Origin of the sequence: Beduini massiliensis (genome assembly GCF_000829905.1) — a bacterium.
Lineage (GTDB): Bacteria > Bacillota_I > Bacilli_A > Erysipelotrichales > Coprobacillaceae > Beduini > Beduini massiliensis.
The window spans coordinates 60,504-81,832 of the sequence record NZ_CDPP01000006.1 but is presented as its reverse complement, the minus strand read 5'-3'; the positions used below and the strand labels follow the sequence as shown (position 1 = coordinate 81,832).

The window sequence follows — 21,329 nt, the reverse complement described above, 5'->3', positions numbered from 1 at the left end:
TAAGGGGGTTAAAAATGAAGAAAATTCTTATTTATTATAAAAGCTTAAATAGATTGGGTGGAATTGAAAGAGTAATTTCCAATTGGGCTAATGAGTTAGCGACTGATTATAAGATAACCATTCTTACTAAAGATAGTGTTGAAATAAAATTATATTTTAATGATAAAATAACGATCAAAACTCTTTCAGTAATGAGGGAAGACAGTAAAAACAACTCATTAATAAATATTATAAAATCGCGCCATGCGTTAAAAAAGTTTTTAAAGCACAATGATTTTGATTTTATTTATACTGCTACCATTATTGAGACTTTTGAAATTTATTTAACTTCAAAAAAATATTTGAAACGAGTTATTGCTTCTGAGCATGGCTCTTTTTTTGCTTATAATAAGTGTTATATCATGCTTCGTAAGCTAATTTATCCACATATATATAAAGTAATTTGTCCCAATAAAATGGATACTGAAATTTATAAACAACTTAATTTTAATGTTACTTATATTCCACATCTTATAACATTTTCCCCAATATCAAAAATTGAGAAAAAAGAAAAGATAATTCTTAATGTTGGCAGGTTAACTAATGATAAACAGCAATTACTATTATTAAAAATGTGGAATGACTTAAATTTGAAAAATAATCTTAATGATTGGAAATTATATATTATAGGCTCAGGAGAATTAAAAAGTGAAATTGAAGATTATGTTCGGATACATAAACTAGAGAATACAGTTTCTATTATTGAGGCTACAAAGAATATAAAGGATTATTATTTGAAAGCCTCTATTTTTGCATTTAGTTCTAAAATGGAAGGATTTGGAATGGTTTTAATTGAAGCAATGGCCTATGGTAATTGTTGTATTTCATTTGATTGCCCAAGTAGTCCTAAAGATATTATAAAGAATAACTATAATGGTTTTTTAATTCCTTGCTTTAACGAAAGTGAATATGAAAAAAAGCTTTTGTCATTAATCAAAAATGATCAATTAAGAAATAGATTAAATGAAAATGCATTGAATTCAATGAATAAATGGGATAATGGAAAAATAAAAAGACAAATGAGAGACATATTTAATTAACAGATTTCAACTAGAGAAAACCTCTTTAAAATTTATTTAATTATATAAAGGAGATTGTATGAGCATATTTTCCATATCATTGTGTGTATTATTGATTTATCAATTTATAAAATTAGATTTTAAAAAAAACTATGAATTATTAATTATAGAAAGTATTTTATTAAAACTACTATGTGATATTGGAATTGGGATAGACCTTCCATTTATATCATTAAGACCATATGAAATAGTTTTTTATATTTTAACGATCTTTTCTTTTTTTATTTTAGTAAAGAAAAGACGACCTTCAAAAAAACAAATTAAATTGTTTATTATCTTACTAATATTAATATTTGTAAATAATGCTTTACTAATAATACATCCATTAAATTATAAAACTGTTTGTTTTCCAAATTTGTGGTACGACTATTTTACAAATGGGATTTCTGGAGTTCCGATGTTTAGTAAGTTTGTTATTATTTATGATATTTACTTTATTATGTTTTATATAAATGTATGTAGCATTTTTAATTTTTATAAAAAACAAGATATCATAAAGCTTTTTAAAAAGACTCTAAATATTGCTTTTAAAGTTTTAATAATTATTGTTATTACAGAAATTATAATTAAATTAATTTTTGGTGACTCTACTTTTTATATATTGAGAGATAGTATCTTTGGTATTGGCGATGATACATCTTCTTTACTTAAAAGGGGATCACTTATAACGATTTATGGATTGTGTACGGAGCCATCCTCTTTAGCGTTATCATTATTTTATATAGGTTTAGGGATAATTTCAGTAGAAAAATGCAAAAAAATTATCCTATTAAAATTATTGGTTTTATGTTTTATTGGTATTCTTACTGGTAGTATGTTATTTTATCTATTATTTTTATTACTAGTCACAAGCTTCTTGTTAAATATATCTAATAATATTATTTTAATAATTAGGTCTCATAAAATCCTATTTTTTTGTATATTACTTGCAATTATTAACTTTTTTATTATTTTTTCATTCACTCAACTAGGATCTTACTACTTGAACAGAGTATACAATATAATAGATATTATATTTTCTGGGAAACATAATTTAAATTCAGAATCTGTAAGAATCTATAGTGCTATAGAAATGATTCAAGTTTTCATTAGAAGTCCGTTAATAGGCTCTGGGCTTGGTACCGCTTATGGATACTCTTCTCTTCTAACTTTTTTGGCTAATTTTGGTTTGTGTGGAGTCTTATTTTATTTTTATATTTGGAAATATTTTATTGGGAAAATAGCTATTAAAAAGATTATATATATAGTTTTTCCGCTATTAATATCATTACTAATACATGGTAGCATTAATACTTTTGTTTTCCCTCAATTTATTTATTTGTTATTTTTAGTTTATTATGCGAATTACAAAAAAGGGGAACAAAATGATTAAAGAACAAAATAAAAAAATGATTAGCAATACAGCAATGCTTTATTTACTTACCTTTGCTAAATTGATATTACCATTAATCACATTTCCTTTTCTAACAAGAATTTTAAGTGTGTCCAGCTATGGACAAATGACCTATGTAAAAAGCTGTACTAATTATATGCAATTAATTGTGGATTTTGGTTTTTTATTATCTGCAACAAAAGATATTGCACGTTTAACTAATAACTCAGAAATATCAAAAATCTGTTCTAAAGTAACTTACGCCAAAATATTTCTTTCTATAATTTGTTTCATTATTTATTTAATTATGATCTTTTTTATTCCAATATTAAAACGAGATATATTATTTTCTATTCTTTCACTCGTACCAATTTTTCTAAGTATTTTTCTTTTTGATTATTATTTCCGTGGAATTGAAAAAATGCATATTGTTGCAATTAGATTTACAATCGCAAAATTAATAAGCGTAATTTTAACTTTGATGTTTATTAAAAATGATAATCAACTGATATATATACCTGTATTTGAAATACTAACAACAATAGGTGCAGTAATTTCAACAATAATTTACTTGAAAAAAGAAAAAATAAAGCTAATTCGTATTAATTTTGTAGATGTGATTGATGAGATTAAGAAATCCTTTGTGTTTTTTTTGTCTGATATTGCAAGTACTGCGTTTACATTAATTAATACCTTTTTAATTGGCATTTTATTATCAGAGAGTGATGTAGCATATTGGGGAGTTGCTTATACATTGATATCGGCTGTGCAAAGTATGTATAATCCAATATCTAATGGTATTTATCCTACAATGGTAAAAACAAAATCGTTTAAAACTATAAAACGGGTATTATTTATTTTCATGCCTATTATTATTTTAGGAATTATATTCTGTTATTTTGCAGCTCCATCAATTATCAATATAATAAATGGTCCACAATATATACCATCAATTAAAGTGTTTAGAGGTTTATTACTACTATTACTATTTAGTTTTCCAGCAATTATTTTAGGCTGGCCGACACTAGGGGCGATAGATAAAGATTATGAAGTTACTAAAACAACGATTATTGCTTCTATCGTACATGTATTGGGGTTAGCAATTTTAATAGGAACTAATAATTTCAACATTTTTTCTATAGCAATCATGCGCTGTATAACTGAGGGATGTTTATTAATAGTAAGAATTAACTATGTGGTGAAATATAAACAGGATTTTAAAGTTACATAAATAAAGGAGTAGATATGAGTTTAAATGAATTCAAAAAGGATAGCAGTTTATGCAGTGGATGCACCCTATGTTCTATTGTTTGTCCAACAAAGGCTATAACCTATAAATCAGATTTAAATGGTTTTATCTATCCGAAAATAGATAACGAAAAATGTATTGAATGTTCAAGATGTGATAAAATTTGTCACATTAATACAAATGAAAGTCAAAATAGTGAATTACTAAAAGGATATGCTTTTATAAATAATTCCAAAGATGAATTGCTAATTTCTTCTTCGGGAGGAGCATTTATAAGTATCGTTAAAGCGATATTTAAAAAAGAAAATAACGTATCGGTTTACGGAGCAGAAATGTTCTATGAGCCCAATGTTCATGTTAGACATACTAGAGCAACAACAATTGAAGAGGCAAGAAAATTTTCAGGCTCTAAATATATTTATAGTGATATTAAAAATATATTAAGTAATATAATTGAAGATATATATGATAATAAATTTATTATTTTTTCGGGACTCCCTTGTCAAATTAAAGCAATCAAAAATTATTTATCTGTTAAAAATGTTGATAGCAAAAAAATTATGTATATAGATCTAGTTTGTCATGGAACTTCAAGCAAAGGATTTTTTGATAATTTTATTAATATGTTAGAAAAAAAATATAAGTCAAAAGTCATTATATTTAAATTTCGTGAAAAAAAACTAGGTTGGAAAGGGTATCCTTGTTATGTGAAATTTCAGAATGGTAAAGAACTTAAAAACACATTTCTTTTAAGAAATTATCCAGTATTATATCTAAAAGGTTTATTAATGAGAAAATCTTGTTTTAATTGTCAATTTTCTTCTTCTAAAAGAATATCGGATATTACTTTAGGAGATTTTTGGGGGATTGAAAAAATAAAAAATAATCTTAACACTAAAAATGGTATTTCTATGATCACAATAAATAGTGAGAAAGGCTTAGAAATTTCATCATTACTAAGCAATTTTGGTACTCTAATTGAAGTCTCCATACCTGATATCATTAATGAACAAGATAATATGCAACATGGTCATAATCAGCCGACAGATTATGATTCATTTTGGAAATCCTATGAAAAATTTGGTATCACTTATGTACTAAAAAAATATGGTTCTTTGAATTTAAAAGGCTGGCTCAGATATTACTTTAAAAAATTATTAATTCAACTTAAAGTTTATATAATTTATACTAAGATAAGAGGGAAGTAAAATGAAGAAAATCGGAATTGTTACATATTATAAAATCTATAATTTTGGCTCAATACTTCAAGCTTATGCTTTATCAGAGAAAATTAATTCATTTGGATATACTGCTGAGATTATTGATTATTTGGACAATGAGCAGGAATGTTACAAAAGAATAAAGGCATTAACATATAAAAATAGACTTTTAACTAGCTTAAAAAGCCCCTTTTTATTATATCAAACAATAATGACAAAAATTAAGGGGGAGAAATTTGTCTCTAATATAGATAGCGATTTAAAGAAAAAGTTTGATAAATTTAGTGAAGATTACTTAAAGTTATCAAAAACAGATATTTTGTTAGATAAAAATTATTTTGATGGATTTATATGTGGTAGTGATCAAGTATGGCAGCTCTCTGCTCCAGGGCTACATGAATTATATTATTTAAGATTTACTGATAAAAATAAAAGAATCGCTTACGCTCCCAGTTTTGGTAGTGAAACTATCCCATGGTATAATAAAAAAAGACTAAAAAAATATTTATCTGAATTTAAAGCTTTATCGGTGCGGGAAGATACTGGTGTTAAAATAATAGAAAAGATTTTAGGAGAGAAAGTTCTTCAAGTATTAGATCCTGTTTTATTAATGGAACAAGATTTTTGGAATTCTATGATTCATGAAGATAACATTATTGATCATGATTATATAATTGGATACTTTATTGGAGATATTTCTAATTATATTGATACAATAAAGATAATAGAAACTAAATTAAATTGTAGAATTATCTTAATTAATTCTGGGAAAAAGCAAAATCTCAAAAGAGAAACTATTTCTCCAGATCCAATTCAATTTATGACTCTGATTGCTAATGCTAAGTATGTATTAACTGACTCTTTACATGGAACAGAATTTTCTATTGTATTTAAAAAAGATTTCATTGTATTTGAAAGAAATTATATCACTGTAGCCGAACAAAAAACAAGACTACTATCTTTATTAAATCTATTAAATCTAGAAAGTCAATATTTAACTAAAAATGAAAACAAACTAGTTGATAAAATTAAACATATTGATTTTTCAAAGGTTGACCTGATTTTAGATAAGCAAAGAGGTGTATCCAATAAATATCTATTTAACACTTTAGACGAATTATAATGCTACCAGAATGAAGCTCCTAGAAAGTGCATCTATTTTGTGGAGAAACTGACATGATTAACTATCTAATTAGTTAAAAATCAATTCTTAATATTTTGCACCGATTTTGGTTGACTATAGCTTATTCTCAATAAAGATAAGGATTAGGAAAGTTGTATAAAAAGTCTTTTGATTGTATGGAAGGAATCATATTATGAAGTTAAATAGTTTTTAGGATTTCCAAACAAACAAAAGTATAAAAACCAGACGTAAATAAGTGCCTTAAATCGTGATAAATAAAGGCACAATCACAAATCAATTCTTACTATGTCAGGAACGGCTTTAAACTTTCTGATAACGGAATAGAAGGTTTGAATGGCACTGAATGTATCACGCTTCATGAAAATGTTGAATGAAGTAATGATTATGCTTACGCTGTCGCACATGAAAAAGACATAGACATGCTTACCTTTGACTTTAACGTACGTTTCATCGCCACAATGATCCTTTGACATATGATCATACTGATAATGATCAAGCCAAGGTTCAATGAGATTACTGACAGCTTCTGTGTAGTTAGCGACTGTCTGATGAGATATTTTTATATCATGAACTTCACGCATGATTAAAGCAGTTTTTCTAAGAGAGAGACCGTAGTGAGGACATTTGCTAGATTCAGGGAAAGTTATTCGAGTTCTGCGTTTAATAGGTTTAGGCATATTACCATTGTGCTTGGTTTTATAAAGTTCAATGGCAACATCAAAATCGGATTGCCAGAGTGGCTTCGAGCTGTCGAAATACTTAAATTCCACTTTTAGTTTTTCAATTGAGTTACACTAGAGGTATAAAAAAAGTTATAATTTAAGGATTGAAAAGCAGAGATGTATATGGTGAAATATGTGCCGAACTTATAAAGAGGACGATTTACAGGAAAGTACACATTATTATTTAAGTGGAAAGGTGGTTGAAATAAAATGGGAAATGTTGTCGAGACAATACCTCGCCAAAGGAATACATCGTTGGATATAGCAAGAGTTGTTGCAATAATGGCTGTTGTTATGATACACGTAAGTGCTGCATTTGTGATGTCCAACGAATTGGGTAGTCTGGAGTTTATATGGGGAAATATTTTTGATAGCATATCACGAATTGGTGTTCCTTTGTTTGTTATGATTTCTGGAGCGTTAATGCTTGATGAAGAAAGACCATTTTCAATTAAAGATTTGTTTTCAAAGCGATTGCCACAGATTATTTTTTTGTTGATTGTATGGTCAGCAATATATGCTGTAGGTTACAAGCTTGTAATACCTTTGGTCAAGGGAGAAAGCATAAGTATCAAGTCTTTTATTGCCGGATTCGCTTCAGGTCATTATCATTTGTGGTATCTATATATGCAGATAGGTTTATATTTGGCGTTGCCATTTTTAAGAGCTATTGTCTGCAAGAAAAACAAAAACCTTGTATTGCTTTATTTAGCAATATCCCTGCTGACTCAATTTACAATACCAGTAATTCAAGCACTGTCCTTGCAGTTTGGTTTTGTTGCTCATCTAATTACGCTTATTAGAAAATTACAACTTGGTTTTTTCAATGTATTTGTTTCATACTTTTTAGCTGGTTGGTATATTGTTCATGTTGGCGTATCGAAGAAGATCAAGATTGCGTTATATGTTTCTTCGATTTTGGCGTTGTTAATGATGATTGTATACGTTAATTTTACTAAAGATTACGCGAACGCATATGCAGACGGTATTCTTGTTTTCGTTTACTCAGTTGGTGTTTTCCTTGCATTAAACAGTGTGAAATACAAACAAGGTTTTGATGATATTGTTTCCATACCATCAAAGTCCAGTTTTGGAATATATGTTGTACACGCTGTTTTGCTTGATGTGATTAAACACCTACTTCCGAAAACATTGGTAGCACCGCTTTATATGTTGGTCTGCTGGATGATAACCTTTGTAATCTCATTATTTGCAACATTTGCTTTATCCAAGATTCCATATTTTAAAAAACTCGTAAGAATGTAGAAATACCAGACAAAAGAATTGATCCAGAACGTTTACCAACAGTAGGGAGTCTTTTTGCATCACTTAACTTGAAAAAGCATAAACCAAAGGCAACTAATCGTAAAAAGCGGGGTGTTCTTGCTTTACTCATTTGCAAAGCAGATATGTTTGAACCGCGCCAACTGTAAGCCGGGATTTCTGCGGTAACAGATAGACAAAATCACAGGGTGCTGTTTTGATAATTTAATTTTTACTGGGGTGTGAATCGGATTACCTTTAATATTGTGGGGGATTAGGTATCAAAAAAGATAGAAAATTAGTGAATTTGATCTGTCCACTGTCAAGTAGACAGATAAATAAATTAAAATTAATAATTGATGACTTGTCGTAAGATAGATTATCTTTTTCTATTTGTTATAGCATAGTCTGAATATTACGGTCAAAGAACGACACCATATTAATGCTATGACGACAACGTGTTTCTAACGACGACAGTGTTGACACCTTAAAATATAATTATATGCTCCACAATGTCCTCCTGGAATTAGAATATAAATGTAGACAGATATCTACAAATTCTAAGGAAAGGAGGACTTTTTATGTCTAAAGACAAGAACATCGTTCGTCTTAATCATCAAGGAATGTCTCAAAGAAATATTTGTAAGACACTTAAAGTTTCAGATCGACGTGTACGAAATACACTAAAAAAGTTGAAAGAACTGAACCTTACCTACAATGATGTAAAAGATATGGATGATTTTTCATTTGATGAACTGTTTACTAAAAAACCAGAGGAGGTGATTTTAAAAAGAAGACCTGATTGTAAACATATTCATGAGGATTTGAAACGCAAAGGTGTTACGTTAATGCTTCTATGGGAAGAGTATGTTGAAGAGTGTATAGCTTTAGGTGAATCCTATCTTAAATACACGCAGTTCGGTAATGTCTATAAATCCTATGTTGATACAAATAAACTGACCATGCATATTGACCGCAAACCAAGTGAAAGGTGCGAGGTGGATTGGGCCGGTACTACAATCCCAATTTATGATAGGACACTTACTAATGTGATAGGAAAAGTATATTTATTTATTTATTTATTGGTGTATTGCCGTTCAGTCAATATATGTTTGCTCAAGCTACCATGGATATGAAAGAAGAATCATGGATCAATCATCATATCGATATGTATAACTTCTTTGGAGGCGTACCTTTGATGTGTATCTGTGACAACTGTAAAACTGCTGTGATTTCTCATAAGAAATATGAGGAAATCATATTAAATCCTGCTTACTATGAAATGGCTGAATATTATGAAACTGCCATCGTTCCAGCTAGAGTAAGACATCCTAAAGATAAAAAAGGATCTGTTGGTTATATGACACGTCAAATCATTGCACGTTTAAGAGATGTAAGATTTAGTACATTGACAGAACTTAATACTCGCATCATGGAAGAAGTAAATAAGTTAAATGATAAGCCATTCCAAAAAGAGACTATTCAAGAAATTATGTATTTGAAAATGAAGAAAAAGAATATCTGTCTGCACTTCCTGAATTGCCATATGAATATGCTATCTGGAAAAAGCTACTGTATCTTTTAACTACCATATCAGTATCTAAAAAAAGAAGTACAGATAAGGATTACATCCAGGGTTATTGAAATCTATGATAAGAATGTTCGCATCGCAACATATCCAAGGATATTGAGTGGTGTAAATAAGTATGTTACGAATAAAGAACATAAGCCTGATAATCATAGAGCCTATGGTGAATGGAATCAGGAGAGAATTCTCAACTGGTCAAAAACGATAGGCCCTGATACGTATAAGGTGATACTAGGCATTTTCATGAATGCCAGAGTTGAACAGCAGGTATATAACCAGTGTATTACGATTCTTAAATTAAAAGATAAGTATTCCTCACAACTCTTGGAACGTGCCTCAGAAATCATTATCGAGAAGAATATCGCACCTATACATAGAAATTTTAAGGCAGTAATCGAAAACATTCAAAAAGTCGAAGAAAAAGAAAATGAAACAAATGATTATACACTCGTAAGAGGGGCTTCATATTATGGAGAATATAGAAATGATTAATCAGAACTACGAAAAACTAATGAAAATGAATCTAACTAAGATGGCCGAGCTTTATAAAAATCAATCTACAAATAAAGTATATCTGGAGCTTTCCTTTGACGAAAGATTTGCACTTCTTATTGATGGAGAAGCTGATGATAAATATAATAAGCTTATTTATGGAATTCAAAAAAGATCAAAGATAAGGATGCCAGAAGGTTCCGTAAGCGAAATCAGATTTTATCCAGATAGAGAAATTGATAAAGTACTGACATTAAAACTTGCAGAATGCGATTATATTGATGAGCATCTTAATGTGATCGTAGTAGGTGCGACAGGAACTGGCAAAACATATTACATATCTGCTTTAGGAAATTCAGCATGTAAGAAAGCGAAAAATGTTAAATATGTTAGATTGCCGGACCTGCTTTATGATTTGAATTAGGCTAGAAATAAGGAATCTTACAAAAAGAAACTAAAATACTATGTTAGAGCAGATTTGTTAATAATAGACGAATGGTTATTAAATCCAACTACTGCTCAACAGCAGTCTGATATACTTGAACTGCTAGAATTGCGATACGACTGTAAAGCAACAATATTCGCATCACAGTTTCTACCGGAAGGATGGCACACTAATCTTGGAGGAGGAGCTGTTGCAGATGCTATACTGGATCGAGTCATAGCTAATTCTTATCTTATGAAATTAAGCATTGTGAAAAGATATTTAGGGGGTGAGGGATCTACTATTTCTTTAGCCAAAGAAATAAATACAAAAAAGACTGTTGTGAGTAATTGGATTAAAAAATATCTGGCATTCGGTGAAAGTGCATCGAATCCATCTATTACAAATGCAGCCTATACAAAGGGTTTTAAAGAACAGGTTGTATTGGATTATCTCAATGGTGGAGAATCCTATGAGGACTTGGCAATAAAATATCATATTTCATCAGCTAGTCCTATAAAAAATTGGGTGAAATTGTATAATAGTCATAGAGAACTAAAAGATTATATTCCTGGAGGAGAAAATATCTATATGGCTAAAAGCAGAAAAGTCAATAAGGAAGAACGTATTGAAATCGTAAAGTACTGTCTTGAACATGATATGGATTATAAGACAACGGCTAAGGTATTCGAAACCACTTACGCGAATGTCTTTAACTGGGTTAAGAAGTACAAGGAAAAAGGAGAAGAAGGTTTAGGTGACAAACGTGGACGACATAAACCGGATGAAGAAGTGGATGAAGTGACATTATTAAAGCGTCAGCTGAAGCAGAAGGAGCATGAACTTGAAATGGCACAACTGGAGCTTAGACTTCTAAAAAAGTTAGACGAGATCGAAAGGAGGAGGTCTATCGAACAAGTAAATATGAAGCAGAATATGAAACCATCAAAGAAATTAGTGAAGAAAGGATAGATAAAGAAAGGACAGCCACTATATCACTCATGTGCAGAATACTAGGTGTAAAACGTGCAAACTACTATAAATGGCGACAACATGAAAAAAGTGCAGTAGATAAAGAAAATGAAGAAATAGCTAAATGGATCAGAGAATATCATAAAAAATATAACGGATTACTAGGTTATCGTATGATGGCTGACAGAATCAATAGAGATTATAATAAGAATTACAGTGATAAACGTATCTATAAGATGATGAGAATAGTAGGGATTCATAGTATTATTCGCCCTAAACAAAGAAGCTGCACAGTCAGAAAACACAACAACACAGCCAAGAATAATCTCAACCGAGATTTCAATGCCTCTAGACCAAATGAAAAATGGGTGACGGATGTCACTGAATTCAAATATGGTCCACATAATGAATATAAGCTCTATCTAAGTATCTTTCTTGATCTTTATGACAGAACAGTTGTCAGTTATGAAGTGGGTGAGCACAATAATAACCCACTTGTCTTTAATACATTTGATAAGGCAGTTAAAGACAATCCCAATGCCCATCCTTTATTCCACAGTGATGGCGGTTTTCAATATACAAGACCAGTTTTTATAAAGATGATGAAGGCATATGGAATGACACAAAGCATGTCAAGAGTACACTTTTGCATAGATAACGGACCAATGGAAGGGTTCTGGGGAATCATGAAATGTGAGATGTATCATTACGGAAAACATTACAATACAAAAGATGAGCTTATTAAAGCTATAGATGAGTGGATAGACTATTACATGTATGAAAGATATCAGAGAAGATTTGGAGTTAAGACCCCCTATGAAGTCAGAAGTGAAGCGTTATCTTTACAAACACCAAATCAATATCCCATACCTGAAAATAAAAGAATAAAAAAATATAAATTAGAACATTACATAAGCAGCACAACATTAGCTACATAAAGAAAAATGAAGTTGTCAGCTCGACAACTTCAACAACAATAATTTTAATTATTTCACCTGTCTACTTGACAGGGGCGGTTCAATTATTATCAGATTTTGATGTTGCAAGAATCCAAGGAACATATCGCAAGTTTATAGAACAGTAAAGTAGATTTGATTTATTAATACTGGATGAATTTTTATTAACTTCAGTAAATGAAAGTGAAAGAAACAATATTCTTGAATTCATGGAATCTAGATATAATAAACACTCAACAATTCTATGTACTCAGTGATCACCTGAAGGATGGTATCAGCGATTGGGTGAAAGATTGGGAGCAGATGCAATTTTAGATAGAACTTTAACAGTTCTTATAGCATACTTTTGCAGGGATCATTAATGAGAGAAGATTATTCAAAAATCAAAGAACGATTATGAGCCTGTTCTTATGAACTGGATCTCATTCTCGGTCAAGGTGGCTCTCTTAAGTGGAATTGGCTGGCTCTAAATCAATGGACAACATAGCTTCGCAACGTCGAAATATTCATTTGAAATTTTCTGTTATGAATAATCCCGGTTTTAAGATTATCGGGATTAAGTAATCTGGTTACTCCATCGAAATATTTATACATATTAATATGGCAATGAATCCACTCTTCCTGATTCATGCTGGGACATGTCAGGACATAACAGTACATACTAAATGGTAATGTTGCCAAAAATAGGTATACTTTTACTTATTCACCAGTGAACGAATCAAACACATTCATCGTTATACCATTCCAGTCAACCATATCTTTATCGCCTGGTTTATGATGGATATGCATAGTTAAATTACTCTTCTTTACATGCTCCTGATAGCGTTCTAAAAAACCTTGACCGATGGTAGAGTGATAATGAAGCATTTTAACATTGTTCAATATATTCCTGCCATAAGTCCTTAATAGAGGTTCCTGGGTTAAGTAATTCCTTATGAACATAATCAAAATCCAGCATTGTTTGTATTGGTACACACTTTTCTTCAGGAAACAAAATTTCACTAATTTGTGATTTATCCATATTTTGCAATTGAACCCATGCAAACTCGAATTTATCGGCAGCTTTAAAAACTTTGCTGACATTATTTCGTGATATATGCAACGTTGAAGGGATTGAACGCTGACCATCACCTTTAAAACGTTTTTTAAGAATCTTCTTGATTTCTTGCATAATAAAAAACACCTCTTTTGGTATAAGATTGCAATGCCTACATTGCAATCTTATACCAAAAGAGGTGTCTCTGTGAATGGACCGTTATTTAATTGTAAGTGGTTCTAAATCGCCGAAATATTCAATAATCAGCTTTTTTAAACCAATCTTTCTTTTAAAAACTTAAGAATTAAAATTAGTATGAAATATACATTAATATTCCAATAGAATGAAAGCAATAATATCCATTATCCTTAGAAGCAAAAAATTGTTCAGCAATTCCAAATACATATATAGTTTCTAACAGTTATTCTAATGAGTTTGAAGATCTAGTTAGCAGTGTAAATATTTTAATAGAATTCGGCTATATGCAAGCACATACTTTGATAAAGCTTTAAATCTTATTAAACAGTTTATTTTCTATAATTATTTATATATTTTTTTATAAATAATTGAAAAGTGTCATTTTTATAATAAAATATTAATGTACCTATTGTTGATAATAGTCCTACACTTATAGTTTTTATTATAAAATCTAACCAATTATTAACAGTGAACATAGATGTTATTGTATATGATACGAACGTAACAATGACAGTATAAAATGTATTTTGTAATAAGGGATAATAAAAATGCTTTTGAGAGCAGTTAAAATATTCATTAAATAATATTTTAGGCTCATACCAAAAATATGTACTTAATCGAGCTATTAATGATGCTATAAGAATCCCTGTAATTCCAAAATAAATACCTAAGATAACAGATAGGATTATGTTAATAATTGCTGCAAGAATCATAATATATTTTGTTTTCATGTATAACCCGCAAGCTTCTCTAAAAGACCATATGGGATGAATAACACCATTAAAGTAATAATTGAAAATTATTGATAGAAATATAAACTTATTTAAAACAAATTCTTTACCAACCCACAATCTAATAAAATCATTTAATAGTAACATTAAACAACAGGTTGTGATAGTAGTTAGTATACAACTGAATAATTGTGTAAATCTAAATACTTCGTATCTTTTTTCTTCCGAATTAGTAGCAATAACATTACCAATACTTGCTATAGCTGAGCGATATAAAATATCAATAAAACCATTAACTGCATTGATCACAATATTATAATTGGAATAAATTCCAACCCAAATAGTTCCAACTAACACGGATATTAATGTATTATCTGTTCCACCAAAAATAACTTGAGCTGATTTATATAAGAACATAGATTTAACGTTTGAATATATGTCTTTTTTTTCTTTTTCACCCAAGGCTTTGGTTTTTTTATTAATATAGGGATATAGCTTTTCTGCTTTTTTAGACAATGAAATATTGGTTGTAATAGTACAAATTATTTGTACTATTAAATATAAAGCATAACTTTTTGTGATAAATAATATGGCTATTTGAAAAATAAGTTTTATGATATAAAAAATAGTTTGTGTTTTAGAGATAATATAATTTTTTTGTGTTGCAGAAAGAATTGAACTTTTATATATAAAAAGATAAGAACACGCTGTATTAATTAGCAATAAAATGTAATATACATAGATGTGTTTAATACCATTTTCTAAATTTACAAGATACTTCAAAAATGGAATTAATATAATACCAAGCGCTATAATTGTTATTGATATTAATTGAAATAATCTTTTATAGAAAGAGGTCAATTGAGCTAATTTTACTTCATTGTTTTCGCTTAAAGGTTTATAATAACTATAGACCATCGCAGTATTCAGACCTAAATCTGTTAAGGTCAGCATTGTAAGAATATCTGAAAATAAACCATTAACTCCTAAATACGCTATTCCTAATATTTTAATAAATAATGTCCTATTTAAGATATTCAAACTTAACATAACTACTTGATTTATAAAACCAAATAAACTATTTTTTATTGTATTATGAAATCTACTTTCCATTAATATTCCAACTTTCACTAATAATTAATTCGTTAAAGAATAATAAATAAAATGATTGTCCAAAATCAAAAGTACCAAACACTTGGGGGTACTCTGATAAACCATGGCACTCAGCAGAGCAAGATAAAACTTCGCCTTTTTCATTCGCCATAGCTAGCAATCCATCTATGAGTCTTGAATCTATAGAATAACTTGATGTCTTTGAAAAGACCAACATCGATTTTAAAATCATACTCATAGTAGACGTGTCAACATGACCTTTTGTACAAGGTAGTTGCCAGCTGAAAAATCTATCCTCAATTTTATATTTCATTATATTTTCATAATGTTGATTTAAAAATAGTATATACTCCATTTTTTTATTTTTATTTTGCATATACTCCAAAGCTGTTGTAATACCTCTAAGTACCCATCCTTCAGCTCTACCCCATCCTATAACTCCATAGGCAATATTTTCACTTTTGTTATATCCGTGATAAAACAATCCCGAATTATCATCAAGACCATTGTTAATAAAATTGTCAATTTGAGTGATAGCAATATCTTCAGCCTCAGAAATATTAAATTGATGTGAATACATCATAAGAAACGGACAAATCATTCCTATAGTATCAGCAAAAATTTTATTGCTATCTGTGATTCTATATAACTTGCTTCCTTCTTTATCAGTTGGAAAAAGCCTTATATAGTCGTAAATAATATGTAAAGTATTATCGTATAAATTAGTATTTTTTATTTCTTTTAGTTTGAATAAAACTTCTCCGACAATAACACAATCTATAACCTTTAAATCAGGCTTTTTCACAAAATTTAAGCAATACTTTTCTACAATATTTAATAAATCTTTTCTATGATTAATTTCGTAAGATTCCAAAAGTGCCAAAGCCAACAATGAAATTCGCCAACCGTAAAGACTATAATAACTTTTTCTATGACGTAGAAGAAATATTAATAAATGTTTTATTTTTATTTTTAATAATTGTTTTTTATTTATTTTATCTAGAAATATATCTTTTGTTTTAATAATAACTGTTTGGTATTTTTTATTCATTTTAGTTTAACTCCCATTATATTTTTTTATTACCTGTTATGTCTTATTGACAAAATAGTATGTCAAATTCTAGTCTTACAATGTAACCAAGTATTTATGCGTTGTTAACTATAACTCCTCATTCTGTATAAATTTAAAAATTATTAAATTAAGATAAGTTAATAAAAGTCATGGTATTAATCAAATTAAAAAGTTTTTTAATAGAATATTATCTTTAAATAAATATATAAACTTATTTACTCCTCAGTTCAAAATTATTCAATTCTTTAAATAATTAAGCTCTTAAGATATTCTATTTAGTCCTGCTGCCATGAAAGAAATCAATCAATTTTAAAATTACTTAATGTAACACTTTTTATATGTTAACTTCAACCATTTTATTATGTTTTTTAGGATAAAAAGAATTAAAATGCTAAATAAAGATATAATTATAAATTCAATAAATAACATAAAATAGTTAAATTTTAATCCTAAAATAATTGCTAATTTCTTTAAAATGCCTTGAACTAGATAACAATGAATAATATATAATTCATAAGAATTTTGACCTAGAAGTGAGAATATTTTTTTTAAAAATGGAGGAATAACCTTATAAACATATTTTATTAACAATGCAACAAAATAACTATTTATTAAACCAAGTAACCATCTTGTAATATTTATTTGAATGTTATCAAATGTTAAAGCATCAAATACTCCAGTTATATGAATCGGCATTTTTTCTGTATATAAAAAAGTAGTCAATATTAAAATAATAAGTATTATAAAGTATTTTTTTTCATCAAGTTTATACAAATAATTTTTAAAGTCTATTTTATTTTTTCTTATATAAAATCCTACCAAAAAAAATATTAATTCAAACTTGAACACCATACTATTAGGAATTTGAATAAAAATTAGTAAAACAAAAAAAACTAAATATAGAATCTTTATATTATTTTTTTCAACTATGTAAACTAATATAGTATAATAAAAAATAGCCCATCCAAACCAAAAATTAGTAAAAAATTTATAAATAACCATATTTAAAAAATCTTGATTATTTAATGAGGTTATTATTGATAGCAACAATAGGGGGAATATTAGTTGGTTAAATCTTATTTTAATAATTTCTTTAAAACTCTTCTTTTTTATACTGTTAAATGTAAAATAACCACTAATAAGCATGAACAATGGCATATGAAAACTATATATAAATCTAAACAAGTAATTGCTTTCTACAGTGTATTCTGATGTAATAGTATTTGTAAAACCAAATAGCATACAATGGCCTAATATAACAAAAAGAACTAAATTCCCTTTTAAAAAATCTATATAATTTTCACTTCTTCTCATTAACATATCTTAACGACCTCCTACTAGCAATTTATAAAAACCTGGAGTATATTTTTTCATTATTATTGTAATAATATAAATGAAAATAAGGCAAATAATTGGCGCAATAAAATAATCTAATACACCAAAAACAATTCTATTTCCAAACACTAAAAATATAATTTTTTCAATTGGTTCTAAAATAAACCCATGTATTTGAAAAACAAAAAAAGATGTAAAAGATTTATCTAAAAATTTCCAATATTTACCGTAAAAAAATCTAATTAATGCTATAAAATATAATATTACCCCAATAAAAAACAGATTATATTGACTTAAGTAATCAACATAAATAATAATTTGAGAGATCAAAAATATAGCACAGGCTTTATACATAGAAAAATTTTGTTCAATATTTTCCAGTATATTATTGTGTTTTGCCATATATATACCAAAAACATAATACAGTAGTGAATCAATTCTTAGACAAGGCATAAAAGAAGATGTACTTATAAAACTATTATTATAATTAAACAAAACAAGTATACTAATTATTATCATCGATATAATACAACTTTTTTTGTTTGAACATACAACATATAATATTGGCGATAGTAAAATGAAAATGATTAATTGGTATATAAACCAATTAACTGGAGAATACTGAAATAAAAAAATCCCAGAAAATAGGGTTTGAAATGTTAGTTCAATTTTATTCATATTCATTAAATTACTAAATAAGTTTGAAATAATAAAAAAATATAACAATGCTATTGTATTCCAAATTAAATAAGGAACAAAGATTGTTTTTATTCTTTTGAAAATTTTTGTTTTAATAGTATTAAATTCTAAGTTTATGTAAAATAAGTAGGCAGAAATAATAAAAAAACCCGGTACGCACACTGCTAATATATCTTTTGACATAATTATTTGAAATGTATTAAATAAGGATCCAAACCTACTTGTATTATAATCGTATATTTTAATATTAGTCGCATGCATATAAACAATCATAAGAGCGAAGATTATATTTATAGATAATAGTGTTTTACTTAATTTTTTTGAAATCATACTGTTTCACTCCTTGCAATGGGAAAATACAGAAACAATAACAAACTGAAATAATATAATGGCATATCAAAAAGACATCCACTAAACATATAAAATAAATTAAATATCAAAATAAATAATGCACCTCTTTTAAATAAAATAAGTGTAGTATCCTTCATTAATAAAACAAGTGATATTAGAAATGGTGATAAGATAAATATTGTACCAAATATGCCTGTTTCACACAAAAGTTGTATATAAACATTATGGACATTTAGAACATTACGATACGTAGATAGAAAATAAAGTTTTGAGAATTGCCCCCACCCAACTCCCAATAATTTGTGATCATAAAAAATATTCAAAGCAAAATTTGATAAATTAGAACGTCCACTCGTAATATTCATATCTGAATTAGATATATTTAATACCGTATTCATTAATCTTCCTAAACCAACATCCTTATCCAAATAGGGGAATATATAAATTAAAGTTCCCATAAAAAATAATAAACCTATACATATAATCAATAGCCTTTTTTTATTAAACTTATTATTTTCATCATGACAAAACAAAAATAATGATGTAAAAAAAGCAAAAATAAATGGTCCTCTTTTTGATGTTATCATCAAACAAATGAAAATCATAAATACCATTATACAATCTTTATAATTAAATTTAATTTTATTAAATATAAATGCTAGTGGAATGATTAATAAAATACAAGAAGTTGCTGCATCAGGAAATAAACCATAATAAACTCCAACAATGGTGGCGTTTTGGTAAATCATCTCGCTCCCTTCAGCCCCAATTAGTAATGTAAATATCGGTTTAAATATATCAAAAAAGAAATTAGTAAAGAATTTTTCAAACAAAATAGAAACAATTAATATAAAAGCAAGTTTTAAAAAGAATTTTTTGCTGATTTCATAGCATAATTTTTTATCTTTTAATTGCATAATTATTACAATAGCTAAAAAAATTTTTATTCCTTGTCCAATTGCAGATATATTAAAATGTGAAAATAATATAATAAAAAGAGGGATAATATAAAAAAATCTCAAACAAGATTTAGTTTTTAAAAAAAAGATTTTTTTATTTAATAAATAAAAACAAAAAATACATAAGAATTCTAGAAAGATGAAAATATATGTACTATGGATGAAAGGAGAAAATGTAATAAATATTAATAAAGCGTATAAAAGATTTGTTTCCTTTAATTTTATTCTCACATTTAGTCCTCCAAACTTTGTTTAAGAAAATTTAATGACTCACTTCTATATATTGATAAGATTTTATTGACTTTATCAAAGTTCTGATTAGTCCATAAATTCATTGAAATTTGCATAGTAAAAGTTCGATTATTTAATTTGAAATTATCTAATAATGACTCTAATCTAGTATTCATATTTCCATCTGCTCCTAAGCTTCTTTCACAAACAACAAACTGTTTATTTAATATAATAGAGAAGACAGTACCATGAAAAGAATCAGTAAAAAATAAAGTGCAATTTTTTATATATAAAAGAAACTCGAATGGATCAATAACATAATATTTTTGATTTTGTGAATCCATTAGGTTTATTATTTTAGCATCATATAATATTGACAATTCATTAATTTTTCTCCATATTTCTTCAGAAATATCACCTAAAAAATATAATAAGATATAATTTTCTTCAATATTTTTTAGGTGATAAGTTGAAATATATTCTTCCCACTGATTCTTTGTTAATAAAAAAGTTGGATCAAGTACAAAGTTAATTTTTTTATTAATTTTACTTTGCAAAATATTTACAGCAGATTGCTCTCTGACCGAAATAGCATAAAAAGAATCTAATGCTTGTATTAAGTTATTTTCAAATTTCTTAGGGAGATTTGTAATTCCAAGACTTGCTGCATAGGATATTTTTCTTTTATTGGTGAAGTTTAAAAAATAATTATTATTTAAATTGTAGTGAGGATTCCAAACCTGATCACTACCGACTATAAAAGTATCAAAATGTTTATCAATATCTCGATTCTTCTCTATTGGTAAACTATATTCACTTTGATTAATATATTTATTAGTAAACTTCTCAATTTTTATACATCTGGCAAAATTATTTATTCTTGCATTTTTTGTTATAATACCACTAGAGTAAAATAATATTTTTTTGATTGTTTTTTTGTATATTTTTTCTTGATTTTTTACCCCTAATGTCTGTGCGGTATATCCCAAATTACTAATTGCTTCCTGTAATGCAAAATTTTGCAATCTATTTCCATAATTAAAATTTCCTACTAATGTAACAATTCCTATTTTACAATTCATTT

The 21,329-nt window shown here is 27.6% G+C and carries 21 protein-coding genes and 1 pseudogene; 12 read left to right on the top strand and 10 right to left on the bottom strand.

The genetic code is table 11. The features are described 5' to 3' along the window. Positions 1-14: 14 nt before the first annotated feature. The 5 genes from BN1225_RS10340 to BN1225_RS10320 are packed head-to-tail and all read left to right on the top strand — an operon-like array spanning position 15 to position 6,082. Positions 15-1,079 carry a glycosyltransferase gene (locus BN1225_RS10340; protein WP_041139762.1) on the top strand — a complete coding sequence of 355 codons (1,065 nt, stop codon included), beginning with the start codon at positions 15-17 and terminating at the stop codon, positions 1,077-1,079. 58 nt (positions 1,080-1,137) lie between these two features. Then, positions 1,138-2,490, top strand: coding sequence for a hypothetical protein (locus tag BN1225_RS10335; protein WP_041139761.1), 1,353 nt, complete (start codon positions 1,138-1,140; stop codon positions 2,488-2,490). Next, on the top strand, positions 2,483-3,721 hold the full coding sequence (locus tag BN1225_RS10330; protein WP_052466564.1) for an oligosaccharide flippase family protein: 1,239 nt from the start codon (positions 2,483-2,485) through the stop codon (positions 3,719-3,721). Before BN1225_RS10335 ends, BN1225_RS10330 begins: the two co-directional genes overlap by 8 nt. Positions 3,722-3,735: 14 nt before the next feature. Next, positions 3,736-4,947: a Coenzyme F420 hydrogenase/dehydrogenase, beta subunit C-terminal domain gene (locus tag BN1225_RS10325; RefSeq protein WP_041139760.1), complete on the top strand. Its 1,212-nt coding sequence runs from the start codon at positions 3,736-3,738 to the stop codon at positions 4,945-4,947. A 1-nt stretch (position 4,948) separates the two neighbouring features. Then, positions 4,949-6,082 carry a polysaccharide pyruvyl transferase family protein gene (locus BN1225_RS10320; RefSeq protein ID WP_041139759.1) on the top strand — a complete coding sequence of 378 codons (1,134 nt, stop codon included), beginning with the start codon at positions 4,949-4,951 and terminating at the stop codon, positions 6,080-6,082. Between the two features lie 287 nt (positions 6,083-6,369). Here BN1225_RS10320 and BN1225_RS10315 read toward each other — a convergent pair whose 3' ends face one another. Continuing rightward, entirely contained in the window at positions 6,370-6,684 is a 315-nt protein-coding gene (locus BN1225_RS10315) for a DDE-type integrase/transposase/recombinase (RefSeq protein ID WP_187117553.1), read from the bottom strand. A gap of 351 nt (positions 6,685-7,035) precedes the next feature. Between BN1225_RS10315 and BN1225_RS14150 the strand changes: the two genes are divergently transcribed. The 7 genes and pseudogenes from BN1225_RS14150 (at position 7,036) to BN1225_RS10280 (ending at position 12,502) form a co-directional block, all read left to right on the top strand. Continuing rightward, a complete protein-coding gene (locus BN1225_RS14150; RefSeq protein WP_052466562.1) occupies positions 7,036-8,091 on the top strand; it encodes an acyltransferase in 1,056 nt (351 codons plus the stop codon). A 578-nt stretch (positions 8,092-8,669) separates the two neighbouring features. Then, entirely contained in the window at positions 8,670-9,224 is a 555-nt protein-coding gene (locus BN1225_RS10305) for a helix-turn-helix domain-containing protein (protein WP_041139757.1), read from the top strand. Then, positions 9,215-9,673, top strand: a complete 459-nt coding sequence (locus BN1225_RS10300; RefSeq protein ID WP_187117552.1) for a hypothetical protein — start codon at positions 9,215-9,217, stop codon at positions 9,671-9,673. The genes BN1225_RS10305 and BN1225_RS10300 overlap by 10 nt, the downstream gene beginning before the upstream one ends. A 246-nt stretch (positions 9,674-9,919) precedes the next feature. Next, on the top strand, positions 9,920-10,168 hold the full coding sequence (locus BN1225_RS10295; RefSeq protein ID WP_041139755.1) for a hypothetical protein: 249 nt from the start codon (positions 9,920-9,922) through the stop codon (positions 10,166-10,168). After that, a pseudogene (locus BN1225_RS14395) lies at positions 10,146-10,841 on the top strand (ATP-binding protein); the annotation flags it as partial. The gene BN1225_RS10295 and the pseudogene BN1225_RS14395, both read left to right, overlap by 23 nt. Positions 10,842-10,847: 6 nt before the next feature. Then, complete coding sequence (locus tag BN1225_RS15125) at positions 10,848-11,564, top strand: helix-turn-helix domain-containing protein (RefSeq protein ID WP_317621648.1); 717 nt, start codon at positions 10,848-10,850, stop codon at positions 11,562-11,564. Between the two features lie 29 nt (positions 11,565-11,593). Next, positions 11,594-12,502: an IS3 family transposase gene (locus BN1225_RS10280; RefSeq protein ID WP_041139754.1), complete on the top strand. Its 909-nt coding sequence runs from the start codon at positions 11,594-11,596 to the stop codon at positions 12,500-12,502. 489 nt (positions 12,503-12,991) lie between these two features. Here the strand turns inward: BN1225_RS10280 and BN1225_RS14870 are convergent, their stop codons facing one another. From BN1225_RS14870 to BN1225_RS10245, 9 genes are all read right to left on the bottom strand, one after another. Then, on the bottom strand, positions 12,992-13,201 hold the full coding sequence (locus tag BN1225_RS14870; RefSeq protein ID WP_187117551.1) for a transposase: 210 nt from the start codon (positions 13,199-13,201) through the stop codon (positions 12,992-12,994). A gap of 18 nt (positions 13,202-13,219) precedes the next feature. Continuing rightward, positions 13,220-13,387, bottom strand: a complete 168-nt coding sequence (locus BN1225_RS14140) for a hypothetical protein (protein WP_156133054.1) — start codon at positions 13,385-13,387, stop codon at positions 13,220-13,222. Position 13,388: 1 nt separating this feature from the next. Beyond that, positions 13,389-13,691: a hypothetical protein gene (locus BN1225_RS14135; protein WP_052466559.1), complete on the bottom strand. Its 303-nt coding sequence runs from the start codon at positions 13,689-13,691 to the stop codon at positions 13,389-13,391. Positions 13,692-14,083: 392 nt separating this feature from the next. Then, positions 14,084-15,598 (bottom strand): lipopolysaccharide biosynthesis protein, encoded by a 1,515-nt coding sequence (locus BN1225_RS10270; RefSeq protein WP_052466557.1) that lies wholly within the window; start codon positions 15,596-15,598, stop codon positions 14,084-14,086. After that, entirely contained in the window at positions 15,588-16,649 is a 1,062-nt protein-coding gene (locus BN1225_RS10265) for a glycoside hydrolase family 88 protein (protein WP_041139753.1), read from the bottom strand. Before BN1225_RS10265 ends, BN1225_RS10270 begins: the two co-directional genes overlap by 11 nt. A gap of 336 nt (positions 16,650-16,985) precedes the next feature. Then, the gene (locus BN1225_RS10260) at positions 16,986-17,990 is read right to left on the bottom strand and encodes an acyltransferase family protein (RefSeq protein ID WP_041139752.1); all 1,005 of its coding nucleotides are present in this window, start codon (positions 17,988-17,990) and stop codon (positions 16,986-16,988) included. Positions 17,991-17,993: 3 nt separating this feature from the next. Next, positions 17,994-19,034, bottom strand: a complete 1,041-nt coding sequence (locus BN1225_RS10255) for an acyltransferase family protein (protein WP_041139751.1) — start codon at positions 19,032-19,034, stop codon at positions 17,994-17,996. Beyond that, the gene (locus BN1225_RS10250; protein WP_041139750.1) at positions 19,031-20,245 is read right to left on the bottom strand and encodes an O-antigen ligase family protein; all 1,215 of its coding nucleotides are present in this window, start codon (positions 20,243-20,245) and stop codon (positions 19,031-19,033) included. The genes BN1225_RS10255 and BN1225_RS10250 overlap by 4 nt, the downstream gene beginning before the upstream one ends. Before the next feature lie 2 nt (positions 20,246-20,247). Next, complete coding sequence (locus BN1225_RS10245) at positions 20,248-21,327, bottom strand: polysaccharide pyruvyl transferase family protein (protein WP_041139749.1); 1,080 nt, start codon at positions 21,325-21,327, stop codon at positions 20,248-20,250. Positions 21,328-21,329: the final 2 nt, after the last annotated feature.